General features: G+C 56.8%; 15 protein-coding genes. 12 read left to right on the top strand and 3 right to left on the bottom strand.

Annotated features, from left to right (window positions below):
* Window positions 1-12: 12 nt before the first annotated feature.
* Window positions 13-615 carry a peroxiredoxin gene (locus Q1A74_RS01510; protein ID WP_299591751.1) on the bottom strand — a complete coding sequence of 201 codons (603 nt, stop codon included), beginning with the start codon at window positions 613-615 and terminating at the stop codon, window positions 13-15.
* A gap of 410 nt (window positions 616-1,025) precedes the next feature.
* Between Q1A74_RS01510 and Q1A74_RS01505 the strand changes: the two genes are divergently transcribed.
* The 3 genes from Q1A74_RS01505 to bfr all read left to right on the top strand — a co-directional run bounded on the left by Q1A74_RS01505 (window position 1,026) and on the right by bfr (window position 3,612).
* Window positions 1,026-1,238, top strand: a complete 213-nt coding sequence (locus tag Q1A74_RS01505) for a bacterioferritin-associated ferredoxin (protein ID WP_226702436.1) — start codon at window positions 1,026-1,028, stop codon at window positions 1,236-1,238.
* 187 nt (window positions 1,239-1,425) lie between these two features.
* Window positions 1,426-2,742: a DUF2254 domain-containing protein gene (locus tag Q1A74_RS01500; protein WP_299591748.1), complete on the top strand. Its 1,317-nt coding sequence runs from the start codon at window positions 1,426-1,428 to the stop codon at window positions 2,740-2,742.
* Window positions 2,743-3,129: 387 nt separating this feature from the next.
* Complete coding sequence (gene bfr, locus Q1A74_RS01495) at window positions 3,130-3,612, top strand: bacterioferritin (RefSeq protein ID WP_299591746.1); 483 nt, start codon at window positions 3,130-3,132, stop codon at window positions 3,610-3,612.
* 71 nt (window positions 3,613-3,683) lie between these two features.
* Here the strand turns inward: bfr and grxD are convergent, their stop codons facing one another.
* Window positions 3,684-4,016 carry a Grx4 family monothiol glutaredoxin gene (grxD, locus tag Q1A74_RS01490; RefSeq protein ID WP_299591744.1) on the bottom strand — a complete coding sequence of 111 codons (333 nt, stop codon included), beginning with the start codon at window positions 4,014-4,016 and terminating at the stop codon, window positions 3,684-3,686.
* Between the two features lie 262 nt (window positions 4,017-4,278).
* On the opposite strand from grxD, the gene Q1A74_RS01485 reads away from it, so the two are divergent.
* From Q1A74_RS01485 to Q1A74_RS01445, 9 genes are all read left to right on the top strand, one after another.
* A complete protein-coding gene (locus Q1A74_RS01485) occupies window positions 4,279-5,466 on the top strand; it encodes an aspartate aminotransferase family protein (protein WP_299591742.1) in 1,188 nt (395 codons plus the stop codon).
* An 18-nt stretch (window positions 5,467-5,484) separates the two neighbouring features.
* Window positions 5,485-6,399 (top strand): ornithine carbamoyltransferase, encoded by a 915-nt coding sequence (argF, locus tag Q1A74_RS01480; RefSeq protein WP_299591739.1) that lies wholly within the window; start codon window positions 5,485-5,487, stop codon window positions 6,397-6,399.
* A gap of 1,008 nt (window positions 6,400-7,407) precedes the next feature.
* On the top strand, window positions 7,408-10,338 hold the full coding sequence (locus tag Q1A74_RS01475; protein WP_299591737.1) for a ribonucleoside-diphosphate reductase subunit alpha: 2,931 nt from the start codon (window positions 7,408-7,410) through the stop codon (window positions 10,336-10,338).
* A 241-nt stretch (window positions 10,339-10,579) separates the two neighbouring features.
* On the top strand, window positions 10,580-11,851 hold the full coding sequence (locus Q1A74_RS01470) for a ribonucleotide-diphosphate reductase subunit beta (protein ID WP_299591735.1): 1,272 nt from the start codon (window positions 10,580-10,582) through the stop codon (window positions 11,849-11,851).
* 130 nt (window positions 11,852-11,981) lie between these two features.
* A complete protein-coding gene (locus Q1A74_RS01465) occupies window positions 11,982-12,662 on the top strand; it encodes a zinc metallopeptidase (protein ID WP_299591733.1) in 681 nt (226 codons plus the stop codon).
* A gap of 65 nt (window positions 12,663-12,727) precedes the next feature.
* A complete protein-coding gene (locus Q1A74_RS01460) occupies window positions 12,728-13,588 on the top strand; it encodes an alpha/beta hydrolase-fold protein (protein ID WP_299591731.1) in 861 nt (286 codons plus the stop codon).
* Window positions 13,589-13,654: 66 nt separating this feature from the next.
* Entirely contained in the window at window positions 13,655-14,704 is a 1,050-nt protein-coding gene (locus Q1A74_RS01455) for an oxidoreductase (RefSeq protein ID WP_299591729.1), read from the top strand.
* A 205-nt stretch (window positions 14,705-14,909) separates the two neighbouring features.
* On the top strand, window positions 14,910-15,242 hold the full coding sequence (locus Q1A74_RS01450; protein WP_299591727.1) for a YcxB family protein: 333 nt from the start codon (window positions 14,910-14,912) through the stop codon (window positions 15,240-15,242).
* 61 nt (window positions 15,243-15,303) lie between these two features.
* Window positions 15,304-15,744 carry a GFA family protein gene (locus Q1A74_RS01445; protein WP_299591725.1) on the top strand — a complete coding sequence of 147 codons (441 nt, stop codon included), beginning with the start codon at window positions 15,304-15,306 and terminating at the stop codon, window positions 15,742-15,744.
* A 66-nt stretch (window positions 15,745-15,810) separates the two neighbouring features.
* Here the strand turns inward: Q1A74_RS01445 and Q1A74_RS01440 are convergent, their stop codons facing one another.
* A complete protein-coding gene (locus Q1A74_RS01440) occupies window positions 15,811-17,355 on the bottom strand; it encodes a BCCT family transporter (protein WP_299591723.1) in 1,545 nt (514 codons plus the stop codon).
* Window positions 17,356-17,457: the final 102 nt, after the last annotated feature.

Raw genomic sequence — 17,457 nt, 5'->3', positions numbered from 1 at the left:
CCAGACAAAGCCTTACAGCTTGTCGGAGTTCTCGCTCAGGTAAGCAGCAACGCCTTCCGGGGACGCGTTCATGCCTTTATCACCTTCCTGCCAGCCAGCCGGGCAAACTTCACCGTGCTCCTGGTGGAACGCCAGCGCGTCAACCATGCGCAGCATTTCGTCTACGTTACGGCCCAGCGGCAGATCGTTCACTACCTGGTGACGAACAACGCCTTCTTCGTCGATCAGGAAGGAACCGCGGAAAGCGACACCCGCGTCGGCTTCTACGTCGTAAGCCTGGCAGATTTCGTGCTTGGTGTCGGCAACCAGGGTGTACTTGACCGGACCGATGCCGCCCTCGTTTACCGGGGTGTTGCGCCAGGCGTTGTGGGAGAACTGGGAATCGATGGAAACACCAATAACCTCAACACCGCGCTTCTGGAACTCTTCCAGACGGTGGTCAAAAGCGATCAGCTCAGACGGGCATACGAAAGTGAAGTCCAGCGGGTAGAAGAAAATTACCGCCTTCTTGCCCTTGATGGTTTCCGCCAGGTTGTAAGTGTCAACAATCTCGCCAGTACCCAGTACTGCCGCTGCAGTGAAATCCGGAGCGGGCTTGCCTACTAATACGGCCATGAGAACCTCCTCAATGAGATAGATGGTTTAGGTTGGATGTGTTCAATTTATAACCTTCGGCTATAAATCAATAAAAGCTTGATAGGGGGCCGCTATGATACACAGGCACCTATTCCAGTCCCATTAAATTTTTATATAAAGGCAATAGCAGGCACCACACCACAAACTTCGGTGCAAACCCGTTCGCATACCAGCTCGCTACCCACTTCCAGCAGGCGAGCGACGGCCCCTATCAGCTACCCAGCCAAGCCTCTAGAACCAAGCAGTCACAAATCGGCCTGCCAGGCACACATCCGCTTACTAGACTATTTACTGAGCGGCCGAATAATCTTATTGACACTTATTCTCATTACCAATAAGATCACACATCCGCTTGATTGAAGAGCTTATTTGCGCCAGGGTCTCCCGCGATGTACGTATGTATCTGTAAAGGCATCACCGACAGCCAGATCAAGGAAGCCGTTTACGATGGCTCCACTTCCGTGAAAGCCCTGCGCCGCCATCTGGGTGTTTCCTCTCAGTGCGGCCGCTGCGCCGAGCTGACCCAGGAAATCATCGACGAGACCATGACCGCCGGCGTCATGGCCAATGCCAACAGCGCCCTCTTCTATTCCGCAGGCTGAACTCACCCCGAATGCACACAGGGCACCGACCACTGCGGTGCCTGCGCTTCCTCCCGCCTCCCAGTTCATCACGCGTCTCCAACATCTTCGCCAGCTCACTGGCAAGCTCCTTCTGCTGTCCTATCTTTAAGAGCCACAGCGTGCTTTAACAGCCACCGGCGCGCTTTAAGACTTGAAGCAGGACGCAATGAAACAACAGCTGCTGCATCTGATCGAGCGACTGCGCGCCAGCTTCTGGGTAATTCCGGCAATCATGATGGCCGCGGCAATTCTTCTGTCGCAGGGATTTCTCGCTATCGATCAGCACTGGGACATCGAGCAACTGCCGGGTTTCGGCTGGCTTACCCAGCGCGATCCCGACAGCGCGCGCGCACTACTGTCGACCGTTGCCGGCTCTACGATCACCGTTGCAGGTACCGTCTTTTCCATCACCACCGTGGCCCTCACCCTCGCCTCCAATCAATTCGGCCCGCGCGTGGTGCGCAATTTCATTCGCGATCGCGGCACCCAGGTATCCCTGGGGATTTTCCTTTCCACCTTTGTATACGCACTGCTGGTCACTCGCGGTATTGATGCCAGCGAACCGGGCAACCGCCAGACCTTGTCTGTCAGTTTTGCACTGCTGCTCACGCTGATCTGCATCGCCTATCTCATCTACTTTATTCACAACGTGGCGCAGTCGATCCAGATCGACAGCATTACCGACCAGATCAATCGCGAATTTCGCTCGGCACTGGAAACCATCTACCCCGCTGAAGATTGCCGGGACCCGCGCTACCGCCGCCAGGATTTACGCGCGCTCAACCTCGGCGAAGACGCACTGTGCGTTCGCGCCCACCAGGAAGGATATGTACAGCGCATTGATCGCCAGAAACTGATCGAATGGGCAAGTGAACACCATTGCTGTATTCGCCTCGACATTCACCCGGGAGCTTTTCTTTACCACTGGGGCGTTGTCGCCCGGGTATTCAACCCGCCCCGGGACATTGACAGCCACGTAATTGCCGGGGCGATCCACGGCGCCGTCACCCTTGGGCCGCAGCCGACGGCAGAGCAGGACGTCATTTTTTCTGTCAGGCAACTTGCACAGATCGCGGTACGGGCCCTGTCACCAGGCATCAACGACCCGTTCACGGCGTACACCTGTATCGACCGGCTGATAGACGGAATCGGCATCGTGCTGCAGCGCCCGGAGCTCCCCAACTGCTTTAACGACGACGAAAACGTCCTGCGACTTGTCACCTCCGAGCTGGATTTCGATGACGTACTGGCGGCAGCACTGGATGAAATACGGGAATACGGGCGCGACAGCGGCGTGGTCATGCGCCACTTGCTGAGCGCTCTCAATGAACTTGCGGAGATCTGCACCCGCAAGGTGGATCAAAACGCAATGAAAACTCTGATACAACGCCTGAAAGAAGACTGCGAGAATGGTATCGATGATCAGTTCGATATCACCTCACTGCAAAAAAGACTGGCGGCCATGCGCAAAACCCTCGGCTGAAATCCGTGCAAAACCTTCTATTCCCGCAATACTTTGTCGCCCACCACCGTTTCGCCCAACTGCTTTTCACCCAGCCGCCCACCCATTGCGAATTAAACCCAACCAAAACAATCTAAAGCGGAATCGTTCTCGTTGTAGTTTTCGGCCTTTTTCCCGTTAATTTTCCCGCTTTTTTCCCGCATGTTCGCCGATATTCCGCGCTTGACTTGTCCATTTCCCCAACGCAAACTCCACACAATCTTGCGGCCCAGACCCTACAATTTTGATGGCGTAAGCCGGAATGTTTCCGGCACCTTCAATTTCGTATTTCAGAATTTCTGCGCCAACCATTTTTATGATTAATAAAATCCCTCACAGGACACAGCCAGCCGGCTCAAGGAGAACACCATGAAGGGCGATCCCAAAGTCATCGAACATCTGAACAAGGCACTGGGGAATGAGCTGATTGCCATCAACCAGTATTTTTTACATTCCCGCATGTTCAAGGACTGGGGCCTGAAAGAGCTGGCAGACAAGGAATACCATGAGTCCATCGACGAGATGAAACACGCCGACTGGCTGATCGAGCGGATTCTGTTTCTTGAAGGCATCCCCAATCTGCAACATCTCGGCAAACTTCTGATCGGTGAAAACACCGAGGAGATGCTCAAGTGCGACCTGAAGCTGGAGCAGAAAGCCATCCCCGACCTGCGCGACGGCATCGAGTACTGCGAATCCGTACGTGACTACGGCAGCCGCGAGCTGCTGGAAAAAATTCTCGATTCCGAAGAGGAGCACGTGGACTGGCTGGAAACCCAGCTGAGCCTGATCGACAAAGTCGGCCTGCAGAACTACCTGCAAAAGCAGATGGTCAGCGCCTCCGAAGAGTAACGCCGACAAGTTTCGGGCATAAAAAAACCGCGGTCATTGCCGCGGTTTTTTTTATTGGCCGAAGTAGAGAGTTACTCGCCTTCGCCAGCCTCTTTGGCAGCTTCTTCAATCAGCGTCTTCAGCTCACCGTTTTCATACATTTCCATGATGATGTCACAGCCACCTACCAGCTCCTGCTTGATCCACAGCTGCGGGAAGGTCGGCCAGTTGGCGTACTTCGGCAGTTCGGCGCGGATATCCGGGTTTGCCAGAATGTCCACATAGGCAAAGCGCTGGCCACAGGCCATGATTGCCTGGGATGCACGCATGGAAAAACCACACTGGGGGGCGTTGGGGCTGCCTTTCATATAAAGCAGGATGTCATTGTCGCCAATCTGCTTTTTGATGTTTTCCAGAGTATCCATAGTGGAAGCAAACCTCGGGGTTGGGAAATTTCCGGCTCCGGCGCACCGCGCCAATCCGTGTTGAAAGCGCGCATTGTACCCGATTCCCAAATCTGCGCACGCCCCTCCCCCCGGCGCCCCCAAACTACGCACCGCCTACTGGCTCCGGGCCGCCGCTGTGCTAGTATTGCCGGCTTCCCGGGGAAATTGCGGACAGAATGCGCCCACGGCGTATTTTCTGCGGTTTTCCTATTTTCGGCCCACCCACACAGGAGATAGCAAAGTGGCCAGTCCCGCATTGATGCAAAACTACGGTAACAGAACCCTGACTCTGGTCAGAGGCGAAGGCAACTACCTGTGGGACGACAGCGACCGACGTTATCTCGACGCCCTCTCCGGTATTGCTGTATGCGGCCTCGGCCACTGCCACCCGGCAGTCACCATGGCCATCCAGGAGCAGGCCAATACCCTGCTGCACGCGTCCAATCTGTACAACCTGCAGCCTCAGGAACAACTGGGCGAGAAGCTGGTGTCCCTGTCCGGCATGGACAATGTGTTTTTCTCCAATTCCGGTGCAGAGGCCAATGAGGCCGCCATCAAACTGGCGCGCAAACTCGGCAACGAGCGCAACCTGGCCTGCCCCAAGATTGTAGTGACCGAAGGTGCATTCCACGGTCGCACCCTGGCCACCCTCACCGCTACAGGTAATCCCAAGGTGCAACAGGGCTTCGCGCCCCTGCCGGAAGGCTTCCTGCGTGTACCGTTCAACGACGCTGCCGCGATCGAAAAGCTGGCGGACGAGCACGATGACATCGTGGCAATCCTGGTAGAGCCGATACAGGGCGAAGGCGGTATCCGCATTCCCGATGCCGATTATCTGCCGCGCCTGCGCAGCCTGTGCGACCAGCAGGGCTGGCTGCTCATGCTGGATGAGATCCAGACTGCCAACGGCCGCAGCGGCAAACTATTTGCCTATCAACACCACGACGGCCTATTGCCCGACGTAGTAACCACGGCCAAAGGCCTGGGCAATGGCGTCCCCATCGGCGCCTGCCTGGCCCGCGGCAAGGCGGCCACGCTGTTTACCGCCGGCGCCCACGGTTCCACCTTCGGTGGCAACCCCCTGGCCTGCCGTGCCGGCCTCGCAGTGCTGGAAACCCTGGAAAAGGAGTGGCTGATTGAACGTGCGGAGAATCTCGGCACCCAGCTGCTGGATCAACTCAATAGTGAACTGGCTGGCTGCGACCATGTAAAAGAGGTTCGCGGCCTCGGCCTGCTGATCGGCATTGAGCTCGATCGCCCCTGTGCGGAGCTGGTCGACCTGGCCCGCGCCCACGGCCTGCTGATTAATGTAACCGCCGGCAATGTGGTGCGCCTGCTGCCGCCACTGACCCTTACCGATGCCGAGTGCAGCCAGATCGCGACCACCGTCGCCTCACTGGTGCGCGATTTTGCCCAACAGGCCGCCTGATTTACGGAGGATTTATTCATGGCAGTCAGACATTTTCTTACCCTCCTGGACCTGAGCAAAGACGAGCTGCGCAGCATCATCGAGCGCGCTATCGAGCTCAAGGCCCTGCGTAACCAGGGTGTGGCCAGCGATTCATTTCGCAATAAAGTGCTGGGGATGATCTTCGAGAAATCCTCCACCCGCACCCGGGTCTCCTTTGAAGCCGGTATGGCCCAGATGGGGGGCAGCGCCCTGTTCCTGTCCCCGCGCGATACCCAACTGGGCCGCGGCGAGCCCATCGAAGACAGTGCGCGGGTCATCTCGCGTATGGTGGACATGGTGATGATCCGCACCTTCGGCCACAACGTGCTCGAGCGCTTTGCCGAATACAGTAAGGTGCCGGTGATCAACGCTCTGTCCGACAGCTACCACCCTTGCCAGCTACTGGCAGACCTGCAGACTTTTGTAGAACACCGCGGCAGCCCGGAGGGCAAAGTGGTGACCTGGGTGGGCGACGGCAACAACATGTGCCACTCCTATATCAATGCTGCCCGTCAGTACGACTTCGAGCTGCGCATTGCCTGCCCGGAGGGTTACGACCCGGACGAAAGCATCCTGGCCGCTGCCGGCGACCGCGTTTCCGTCTTCCGCAAGCCGGTGGACGCGGTGCGAGGATCCGACTGGGTTGCCACCGATGTATGGGCCTCCATGGGCCAGGAAACCGAGCAGCAGATCCGCATCAAAGCGTTTGAAGGCTTCCTGGTGGACCACGAGCTGATGAGCCACGCCAACAGCGATGCCATCTTTATGCACTGTCTGCCCGCCCACCGTGGTGAAGAAGTGAGCGGCGAACTGCTGGAAGACGAGGCCATTTCCGTGGTCTGGGACGAAGCGGAAAACCGCCTGCATGCGCAGAAAGCCCTGATGGAATTCCTGCAGGCCAACAGCAACTGACCAGCTGCACGGCACGCGAGAGTTACATCCCACAAAAAGAAGCGCCGGACGATCATCCTGCGCTTCTTTTTTGTTCACTTATTAAATAGTTGTCCACAGCTCACTGCGATCGAAATTCAGCCACACCCTGCCGCAGCCCCCTTTTTTCCCGACGCCCAAATTGACCTCCCAGTGCCCGTTTGATCAGCGAATAATCAAGTCCTCGCTGTTATTGCTCTGCTTAATTTGAGACCTGCTTACTATTAAAAAATATTCTTAAAAACGGCTGCCCCGCAAATCGCTGGTTACTTTTCATACCCGGCCAGTATTGGCGGGCGCTGGCGAGAGGAGAAATCCACGTCGACGGGTCTACCCACATATTATCCACAAGTAACCCCGAAGTTATCCGCCTTGAATTACCCCCTCAATCGCATTATCTTGTTGCTCATACGAGGTCACACCCCAATATATAGGGTTTGGGTAGTTCGAACGGACTACCATAAACGCTCGCAGAGTGCTTCAAGGAAGCCTCGCGGCCTAAAAGTAGCGGCGCACCGCGCTCAAGCCAGACCACAACATATAGTGTTTGGCCTCAACCGTACCAACTAGCTGCAACCTGCCTACAGGCAGGTACCGGGAAAGTGGATAACGGTGGATAAGTCACGCGAAGGTAATCACCGGCGTACGGTTCCACCCCGAGTTCCACAACAGGCTCCCCAGGGAGTCCACAGGGAGAGAGTCCCCGAGCACAGGGCGGCATCTTCGTTCAGACGCAGTATCAAGCAGTACCCCACAAGAGTTACCCGAGCGGAGCCCAGGCTTCGCCGTTACTGCTTGTGTCGATTTATTGCGCGTACTGACCTGGACTGGTCGTCTGCCGTGCCCCCGGCGTTAGGCAAGTGTGATGTTGCATGTACGGCAAACAGAATTTTCGGCCACAAGCCGGTTTACTCAATTTTTTATCGCAAAAATCAAAGCAAAACCAAAGCAAGTCGACCAGACGCGCGCGCAAACTTTACGGAGAAATTCATGCACACAGAGACAGGGCGCTCCCAGTCTGTGCCAAACGGCACTACCAAGGAATCGGTAACAGACCAGGCCAGCAGCAATACCTCACTGGCCGCCACTGCCCCCGGTCAGATCCGCGTCATCAAGCGCAACGGTACCGTAGTACCTTACGCGGACAGCAAAATCTCCGTCGCCGTCACCAAGGCGTTTCTCGCCGTTGAAGGCGGTACCGCCGCGGCCTCCAGCCGCATCCACGAGCGCGTGGCCGACCTGGTCTCCCAGATCAGCGCCACCTTCGCGCGCCGCATGCCTTCCGGTGGCACCATTCATATTGAAGAAATTCAGGACCAGGTCGAACTGGAACTGATGCGCGCCGGCGAACACAAAATTGCCCGCGACTACGTCCTCTACCGCGAAGAGCACGCCCGCCTGCGCGCCGAGAAAGACAAAGAAAAGCCCGCAGTGGTCGAGTCCACCGACACCCACCCAAACATTCGTGTAAAGCTCGAAGACGGCTCCCTGGTACCGCTGAACATGGAGCGCCTGCGCACCATCGTCGGCGAAGCCTGTGAAGGCCTTACCGATGTGGACAGCAGCCTGATCCTGAACGAAGCGCTGAAAAACCTGTACGACGGCGTTTCCGAAACCGACATCAATACCGCACTGGTCATCACCGCGCGCACCCTGGTTGAGCAAGAGCCCAACTACACCTACGCCACCGCCTTCCTGCTGCTGGACAAGCTGCGCGCTGAAGCTCTGCGTTTCCTGGGCGTGGCCGAGTCCGCCACCCAGAAAGAAATGGAAACCCTCTACAAGCCGGCCCTCGCCGCCTACGTAGAAAAAGGCATCGAGCTGGAGCTGCTCGACCCGGCACTGGCCAGCTTCGATCTGGAAAAACTGGGCGAGTCCATCAAGCCTGAGTGCGATCACCAGTTCACCTACCTCGGCCTGCAGACCCTGTACGACCGCTACTTCCTGCACTCCGAGGAAGTCCGCTTCGAACTGCCGCAGCTGTTCTTCATGCGCGTTGCCATGGGCCTCGCCATCAATGAAGACAAGCCGAACGAACGCGCCATCGAGTTCTACGAACTGCTGAGCTCTTTCGATTACATGAGCTCGACCCCGACCCTGTTCAACGCCGGTACTCTGCGTCCGCAGCTGTCCTCCTGCTACCTGACCACCGTGCCGGATGACCTGCACGGTATCTACGGTGCCATTCAGGACAACGCCATGCTGTCCAAATGGGCCGGCGGCCTGGGTAATGACTGGACCCCCGTACGCAGCCTGGGTTCTTACATCAAAGGTACCAACGGCAAATCCCAGGGTGTTGTGCCCTTCCTGAAAGTGGCCAACGACACCGCCGTAGCCGTCAACCAGGGCGGCAAGCGCAAGGGCGCCGTGTGTGCCTACCTGGAAACCTGGCACCTGGACATCGAGGAATTCCTCGAGCTGCGCAAAAACACCGGTGACGACCGTCGCCGTACCCACGACATGAACACCGCCAACTGGGTGCCGGACCTGTTCATGAAGCGTGTGTTTGAAGACAAAGAGTGGACCCTCTTCTCCCCGGCAGACTGCCCGGACCTGCACGACCTGTTCGGCGATGCCTTTGAAGCGCGCTTCACCCACTACGAAAAGCTGGCCGCCGAAGGCAAGCTGAAGCTGCACAAAAAAGTGCGCGCGCTCGATCTGTGGCGCAAGATGCTGGGCATGCTGTTTGAAACCGGCCACCCGTGGATCACCTTCAAGGACGCCTGCAACCTGCGCAGCCCGCAGCAGCACGCCGGTGTAGTACACAGCTCCAACCTGTGCACCGAGATCACCCTGAACACCAAAGCGAACGACGAAATCGCCGTATGTAACCTGGGCTCCGTAAACCTGTCACAGCACATCGGCGAAGACGGCAAGCTGGATACCGGCAAGCTGGCCAGCACCGTAAAAACCGCCGTGCGCATGCTCGATAACGTTATCGACATCAACTATTACTCTGTGGAAACCGCGCGTCAGTCCAACATGCGCCACCGTCCGGTGGGCCTGGGCCTGATGGGCTTCCAGGACGCGCTGTACAAAGCCGGCATCTCCTACTCCAGCGATGAAGCCGTCGCCTTCGCCGACACCACCATGGAAGCGATCAGCTACCACGCCATCTCCACCTCCAGTGACCTGGCGGCAGAGCGCGGCAGCTACGGCAGCTACGAAGGCTCCCTGTGGAGCCAGGGCATCCTGCCGATCGACTCCATCGAAATTCTGGCCAAGAACCGCGGCGAGCAGTTTATCGACCAGGACACCAGCAGCACGCTGGACTGGGATGTGGTACGCGAGAAGGTTTCCAGCCAGGGCATGCGTAACTCCAACGTCATGGCAATTGCGCCGACCGCGACCATCGCCAACATTACCGGCGTATCCCAGTCCATCGAGCCCACGTACCAGAACCTGTACGTGAAATCGAACCTGTCTGGCGAATTCACCGTAGTGAACCCCTACCTGGTACACGACCTGAAAGCCCGCGGCCTGTGGGACAAGGTGATGGTCAACGACCTCAAGTACTACGAAGGTTCTGTACAGAAGATCGACCGCGTGCCGGACGACCTCAAAGCCAAGTACGCCACCGCGTTTGAAGTAGAACCGCGCTGGATCGTCGACGCCGCCAGCCGCCGCCAGAAGTGGATCGATCAGGCCCAGTCCCTGAACCTCTACATCGCCGGCGCCAACGGCAAGAAACTGGACCTGACCTACCGCATGGCCTGGTACCGCGGTTTGAAAACCACCTACTACCTGCGCGCCCTGGCCGCCACCAGCACGGAGAAATCCACCGTGACCAGCGGCACCCTGAACGCAGTAAGCTCCGGTGGCGCACCCGCCGCCAGCGCCGCACCCCAGGCAGAGCCCGCCCCGGCCGCCGTGCCGCAGGCCTGCTCGCTGGACGACCCGGATTGCGAAGCCTGTCAATAAAAGTGACCAGTAACAGGTTACTGGGAATTTAAAGACTCTCGGGGGAGAGCAATCGCGCAACGCAGTGAGCAATTACCGCAGAGCGCAACCAAGACCATAAGCGCCGCCCCGGCACCGGGCCAAAGCTCAGCAGAGCAGAAACCCGGGCCGGGCGCAGGTCGCCCAAGACACACTTTCGACCACCTGTGCCCATGAACACCTACCCGCACAGCGCGTCACACAGAACACATAAGGGGAACTCATGCTGAGCTGGGACGATATCGACACACAAGCCAAGCAAGAATCCAAAAAGTCCGAACCGCAACCGATGCCGGGTGCGCTGCAATCCGAGCAGCAGGCAGTCACCGAACCCAGCGCAGCCTACGAATCAGGCAGCGCCAGCAGTGCCCCGGCATCGACCGCGGCCCAGGCCGGCTCCTCTTCTGCATTGGAAGCCGCCCGCGCCGCCGTTACCGATCTGGACCCGGCCCCGGGCCTGGAAGAACTGGAAATGGGTGCTGCCCGTATTGAAGTTGACGAGAAGCGCATCATCAATTGCCGCGCCGACCTCAACCAGCTGGTACCGTTCAAATACGACTGGGCCTGGCAGAAATACCTCGACGGCTGTGCCAACCACTGGATGCCGCAAGAAGTGAACATGAACAAAGACGTGTCCATGTGGAAAGACCCCGACGGTCTGACCGAGGACGAGCGTCGCATCGTGGAATACTCCCTGGGTTACTTCTCCACCGCTGACTCCCTGGTAGCCAACAACCTGGTACTGGCCATCTACCGCCACATCACCAATCCAGAGTGCCGCCAGTACATCCTGCGTCAGTCCTTTGAAGAAGCCATCCACACCCACGCCTACCAGTACTGTGTAGAGTCTCTGGGCATGGACGAAGGCGAAGTCTTCAACATGTACCGCGAAGTCCCGAGCGTCGCCAAAAAAGCCGCCTGGAGCCTCGCGCACACCGGCTCCATCAGCGATCCCAACTTCAAAACCGGCACCCCGGAGACCGACCAGGAACTGCTGCGCAACCTGATCGCCTTCTACGCCGTCACCGAAGGGATCTTCTTCTACTGTGGCTTCACCCAGATCCTGTCCATGGGTCGCCGCAACAAAATGACCGGCGTTGCTGAGCAGTTCCAGTACATCCTGCGCGATGAGTCCATGCACCTGAACTTTGGTATCGACGTCATCAACCAGATCAAACTGGAAAACCCACACCTGTGGACCGAAAAATTCCAGCAGGAAGTCACCCAGATGGTTCTGGAGGGTATGGAACTCGAAGTGGCCTACGCCCGCGACACCATGCCCCGCGGCGTACTCGGCATGAATGCCGCGATGATGGAAGAATACCTCCACTTCATCGCCAACCGCCGCCTCAGCCAGCTCGGCCTCAAAGAACAGTTCCCCGGCGCCCAGAACCCCTTCCCCTGGATGTCCGAAATCATGGACCTGCGCAAAGAGAAGAACTTCTTCGAAACGCGGGTCATCGAATACCAGACCGGTGGTGCACTGCAGTGGTAACGCACTGAGAACACATCGACTGTAGAAAAGGAATTACTACAAGAAAGAGTCGCTCACAGGATGAGAGGTATTGAAGCGGGCGAAAGCCCGCTTTTTTTATGTCAACCGGTTACGAGATAAGAACAAGCCAATGCTCTACCTACTAATTGCCCTTGCCATCGGCATCCTTATCGTCGGCCCACAGCTATGGGTACGCTACGTGCTCTGGCGACACTCCACCGAAATCGGCGATATGCCCGGCTCCGGCGCCGAGCTGGCCAGGCACCTGATTGAGCGCTACGAACTCGAGGGCGTAAAGGTGATCGAGGCCGGCAAGGATCAGAACTACTACTCGCCGTCGGAGAAAATCGTCGCACTCAGTCCGGAGGTTTACCACGGCAAGTCGGTGACTGCGGTAGCGGTGGCCGCTCATGAGGTTGGCCATGCGATACAGTTCTGCCGGGAAGAGCCGGTCTCCAAATTGCGGGATAAGTATCTGGGCAGGGCCGGCCAAATACAGAAAGTGGGTGGTTATATCCTGGTCGCCGCACCCATTCTCACCCTGCTGATTAAATCACCGGTCCTCTTCCTGTGGATTGGTATTATCGCGGTGATTACCATGCTCGCGTCCGCGCTCATGTATGTGGCGATACTGCCGGAAGAGTACGATGCGAGCTTCAACAAGGCCCTGCCGATACTCCGGGAGGGCTACCTGCCGGAGCACCTGTTAAGCAAAGCACACAGTGTGTTGAAGGCCTGCGCCCTCACCTACGTGGCTGGTGCATTGCTGGATGTACTCCGACTATGGCGCTGGATAAGATTTTTGCGATGAGCGCTTTCGGGCAAAAGCACCCCAGCGTTCTACCTCCCCTAAAATAAAGAATTTGTACAATCCGAATGTTCAGAATTGCCGCCCTCTTGTTCGCCGCCCTCCTCGCACTGCCGGTCTACGCCGATCAAACGGTAGCTAGGAAAAGCCATCTATTCGAGGTGAAGAACACCGAAATATTCACGATCGAGTCAAAGGTTCTCGGACGCAAATACGATATTTATATCAAGGTGCCTTCGGGGTACTTCGATGAAGAGCACAATAAGGCGTCCTATCCGGTTCTGTACCTAAACGATGCGCCACATACCTTCAAGGTTGCCACCGGGGTCACGCATTTCAAGAGCATGAACCGGGCCATTGTCGTAGGTATTGATTTTGCCCACGGAGAGAATGGGCAGTTCAGTCGGGTGCGTGACCTTACCCCCGAGCGGGATGCAACTTGGGTGAAATACACCACCGGTGGTGCGCCGGACTATTTGCAGTTTATTCGGGAAGAGCTGATCCCTTTTGTAGAGGGGAACTACCGTGCGGATCCGGCGCGACGGATCTTGTCCGGTCACTCACTGGGAGGCTCGTTTGGTGCCTGGGTCCTGCTCACGCAGCCGGAGCTGTTCTCCAGCTATATTCTGACCAGCCCCTCCCTCTGGTATAAAGATGACATCATCTTCGATTTTGAAGAGGAGTACGCGAGACACCACAAGTCACTGAACGCTAACCTGTTCATCGCCACCGGTGACCTGGAAACCGCAGAAAATGGTATGCGCAACGATATGGTCGACGGCCACCAGCGTTTTCTCAAACGCCTGCGGGCGCGCAATTATCAGGGGCTCAATGTTAAAGATGAGGTCGTCATCGGTACCGATCACGAATCCACTTTTCCTGTGGGACTGACAAAAGGTCTTCGCTGGATTTACCAGGACTTATGGTAGCGATGCTAGAACCGAACATTCGGATCCGCATACCGCAAGCAGCTGGACACGGGAGACACCGCTAGCATGACCACACCGGCCGAAATCAAAACCGCCCTTATCGGCTACGGCTTTTCTGCGACGACTTTTCACCTGCCGTTTATCCTGAACCTGCCGCCGTTCCGCTTCACTGCGGTCAGTACCTCCAAGGGCGAGCAGGTGCAACAGCAGTACCCGGAGGTCGAGGTCTATGCCGATGCGGAGACATTGCTGACCCGATGCGATGCCGACTTGGTGATTATTACCGCCCCCAACGAAGCGCACTTTGCACTGGCCAAACTTGCCCTCGAGCAAGGCAAGCATGTGGTGCTGGAAAAGCCCTTCGTTACCCGCGTCAAGCAGGGCGAGGAGCTGATCGCGCTGGCGGAGAGACAGCAGCGATTACTGAGCATCTACCACAACCGACGCTGGGATGGTGACTTCCTCACGGTACAGAAGCTTATTGCCGATGGCCGACTGGGTGCGGTGCGCTATTTTGAAAGCCATTTCGACCGCTTCCGGCCCGAGGTGCGCAAGCGCTGGCGCGAGTCCGATGTGGAGGGTGGCGGTATCCTGTTTGACCTGGGGCCACATATGCTCGACCAGGTGCTACAACTATTTGGACCACCCACCGCAATCACAGCTCAGGTACAGACCCTGCGGCCAAAGGCGGAAGTGGATGATTTTTTCCACCTGACCCTGCACTACCCGGATCACCTGGCGGTACTGCGCAGCAGCCCCTTCTGCGCGGCGCCGAACCTGCGCTTTGAAGTACAGGGCGAGGCTGGGAGTTTTATCAAACACGGTCTGGACCCACAGGAAGATCGCCTCAAATCCGGCGTGTTTCCGCAGTCCACAGACTGGGCGCAGGAGGTCCCCGAGCAATACGGTCAGTTGCACACGGCCGACGGAGTTTCCACAGTCTCAACGGAAACCGGCGGCTACCAGCGTTATTATCACCAGCTGGCAGGTGCCATTCTGGATGGCGGCGATGTGCCGGTAAGCGCGGAGCAGGCCCTGTGGAATATCCGCCTGATTCACATGGCGCGACAAAGCGCTGCCACTGGCAAAACGATCCCGGTCTATAGCGGCGAATAAGGATCCATAGGTAAAATCCCCGATCCATCCGTCATACAACGAACCATCTAAACAAGCGGTTTTTATGCGACCTTTCAAAACACAGTTCACCCTATCCCGAGATTACCTTGCCGAATGTTTTGATCAGTCGCTGCCCCATGGAAAAGCTGCCAAACCCAATTACCTCCTTCCAGCCCTGTTACTGGCTGTAGGTGCCGGATCACTGATGTTTACCGAGCAACCGAAAGTTCTGGGCTATTTTCTGGTCGCACTGGGTATTCTGGAGCTGCTGCATATTCGATTCCGGCGGGCGTGGTGGCTGGCGCGGCAGAAGCTGGGGAAAAGTGCCAATGCCGAAGTGACATTGACGATTGATGACGATGGGATAACAACCAACAGTGCCCACGCACAATCAACACTCTTGTGGTCTGATATCGAGCGCGTCATTGAAACCGATTTAGGGCTGATTCTGGTTGCCAAATCCGGCGGTCGGCAGTATCTGTCTAAATCCTTATTTAGTGCCGAGCTGGTACGCGAGATTATTGCAAAGACACAATAATTTCAGGCTACATTTCATTTAATCGCCCGCCCACAACAGGAATCATCCAGGGATGGAGAATATGCAAAAATTAACCGGCCGCTGCCTGTGCGAGGCCATTGAATACGAAATCACCGGAGAGCTCGGCCCGATTTTCAATTGCCATTGCTCCAAGTGCCGCCGCTGGCATGGCGCAGCGTTCAGAACCCGGGCTACCATCCAGTCCAGCCAGTTCAAGTGGCTCAAGGGCGAAGAGCTTTTATCGGGCTACCACTCCTCTGAAAACACGGTAAAAACCTTCTGCTCCATTTGCGGTTCCAGCCTGATCAGCACCTACGATGAGAGCCCGGACAAAATTGGCATCCCGTTAGGCGGCCTGGATCAGGCGCCGAATAATAAAATTGAGGGGCATTTCTTCGTGGGCTCCAAATCCCCCTGGTTTGAGATAACCGACGACCTCCCCCAACACGATGAATTTCCGGGCTCTCACGCAAAGGTGCGGGAAACCAGCGTGGATAAGTAACCGAGGTATTTCATGGCGCGAATACAAAAAATTCACCGCAGTTTCTGGGGAACGCGACCTTTGACTTCAAGGGCGATTCTCTTCCTCCTGAAGCCATGGGCCATTCGCCATTTCCCTCGCCAAACGCGGCGCGTTCCACAGGCTCGGCAGAATGATCAGTGACACCGGCACCGCGGTTACCACAATAAATTTCTGCAGGGCGCCGACACCGCCTTCGCCAATACTGATTAAAATCGCCGCACAACTGCCCATCATGACACCCCAGAAAATCCGTGTTGCAGCAGGAGGATGCTCCTCGCCGGTCATTACGACGGATATGCTGTACGTCATGGAATCACCGGTGGTCGCGACAAAAATCGTTGTCAGTATCAGGAATAGAATCGATAGCAGAGTGCCCCAGGGTAATGCCTGCGTAGTGGCTAACAGGGCGGCGGGAAGATTCATCCCTTCAAACGGCTTGGAGATGACACCCGGGCTTTGAATCTCGAGAAAAATACCTGTGCCGCCAACGATGGTGAACCAGAAGCAGGTAACCAGTGGCGCCACCAGAGCAATCACAAAAATCAGCTCTCGCACCGTGCGACCACGAGAAATTCGCGCTACGAAGAGTGCCATGATCGGGCCATAGCCGATAAACCAGCCCCAGAAAAATACCGTCCACCAGTCCAGCCATTGGGTATCTGCGCGGAACGTTGCCATGGGGAAGAAGTTGCCGATATAGGTACCCATCCCCTCGACAAAACTGTCCGCGATAAATGCTGTTGGCCCCACGAGCAGAATGAATGCCATCAGCACCACGGCCAGCACCACATTGAAGCGACTGAGAATCTGGATTCCCCGATCCACCCCCGTGACCGCACTGATGGTGTAGATCGCGACCAGGCCGATAATGACGCAAAGCTGCGTCGTAAAACTGTCGCTAATCCCAAATAATTCATGCAAGCCAAAGCTTACCTGCAAACCCAGGAAGCCTATGGGGCCTACAGTACCCGCCACTACGGCGATGACACAGCAGGCATCTACCAGCGCGCCGCCGACACCATGGAGAATACGTTCACCGAAAACCGGATAGAGCAACGTACGCGGCTTCAGGGGAAGCCCTCGATCATAATGCAGCACCATCAATACAATACTCGTGAGGCACCCAAGGATTGCCCACGCCAAAAAACCCCAATGCATATAGCTCTGTGCCAGTGCATTAGTGGCCTGCGCAAATACCTCATCCTGCTCACCGAACAATGGTGGCGGCGAAAGAAATTGGGCGATGGGCTCGGCGGCGGCCCAAAAGACACCGCCGCCGGCAAGCAGCGTACACATGATGATGGCTACCCATTTGAAGGTAGACATTTCCGGAGCATCCAGATTGCCCAGGCGCACTTCCCCGCTGCGGCTTATCGCGACATAGAGTGCAATGAGAAACGTGGCCAGCATGAGCACTTGCCAGTATGCGCCAAACAAGGATGTGGACCATTGAAAGCTGCTTTGGACCCACTGCGCAGTCAGCTCCAGGTCCCACAGGGATAAACCCACAAACGCGAGAATAAGCCCACCACTTATGGCGAAAACAGGCAGATCTACGTTGCCGAAAAGTGATCTAAAGAATGTGCGCATAGAGCTGGCTTCTGGACAGAAAGAAAAGCTGCGGCGGCGACAACTGCGCCGGGTGTTACTACAGCTTAGCAGGGCAAGCCCACGCGCATTGGGGTGCCAAAG

Source organism: uncultured Microbulbifer sp., from assembly GCF_947504145.1.
Classification (GTDB): domain Bacteria; phylum Pseudomonadota; class Gammaproteobacteria; order Pseudomonadales; family Cellvibrionaceae; genus Microbulbifer.
The sequence above is the reverse complement of the archived record's forward strand: the minus strand, read 5'-3'. Positions and strand labels throughout refer to the sequence as shown.

What these genes read in the sequence shown, in the direction of transcription:
- Q1A74_RS01510 (WP_299591751.1), bottom strand. Translation starts at nt 615, where the DNA reads ATGGCCGTATTAGTAGGCAAGCCCGCTCCGGATTTCACTGCAGCGGCA.
- Q1A74_RS01505 (WP_226702436.1), top strand. Translation starts at nt 1,026, where the DNA reads ATGTACGTATGTATCTGTAAAGGCATCACCGACAGCCAGATCAAGGAA.
- Q1A74_RS01500 (WP_299591748.1), top strand. Translation starts at nt 1,426, where the DNA reads ATGAAACAACAGCTGCTGCATCTGATCGAGCGACTGCGCGCCAGCTTC.
- bfr (WP_299591746.1), top strand. Translation starts at nt 3,130, where the DNA reads ATGAAGGGCGATCCCAAAGTCATCGAACATCTGAACAAGGCACTGGGG.
- grxD (WP_299591744.1), bottom strand. Translation starts at nt 4,016, where the DNA reads ATGGATACTCTGGAAAACATCAAAAAGCAGATTGGCGACAATGACATC.
- argF (WP_299591739.1), top strand. Translation starts at nt 5,485, where the DNA reads ATGGCAGTCAGACATTTTCTTACCCTCCTGGACCTGAGCAAAGACGAG.
- Q1A74_RS01475 (WP_299591737.1), top strand. Translation starts at nt 7,408, where the DNA reads ATGCACACAGAGACAGGGCGCTCCCAGTCTGTGCCAAACGGCACTACC.
- Q1A74_RS01470 (WP_299591735.1), top strand. Translation starts at nt 10,580, where the DNA reads ATGCTGAGCTGGGACGATATCGACACACAAGCCAAGCAAGAATCCAAA.
- Q1A74_RS01465 (WP_299591733.1), top strand. Translation starts at nt 11,982, where the DNA reads ATGCTCTACCTACTAATTGCCCTTGCCATCGGCATCCTTATCGTCGGC.
- Q1A74_RS01460 (WP_299591731.1), top strand. Translation starts at nt 12,728, where the DNA reads ATGTTCAGAATTGCCGCCCTCTTGTTCGCCGCCCTCCTCGCACTGCCG.
- Q1A74_RS01455 (WP_299591729.1), top strand. Translation starts at nt 13,655, where the DNA reads ATGACCACACCGGCCGAAATCAAAACCGCCCTTATCGGCTACGGCTTT.
- Q1A74_RS01450 (WP_299591727.1), top strand. Translation starts at nt 14,910, where the DNA reads ATGTTTACCGAGCAACCGAAAGTTCTGGGCTATTTTCTGGTCGCACTG.
- Q1A74_RS01445 (WP_299591725.1), top strand. Translation starts at nt 15,304, where the DNA reads ATGCAAAAATTAACCGGCCGCTGCCTGTGCGAGGCCATTGAATACGAA.
- Q1A74_RS01440 (WP_299591723.1), bottom strand. Translation starts at nt 17,355, where the DNA reads ATGCGCACATTCTTTAGATCACTTTTCGGCAACGTAGATCTGCCTGTT.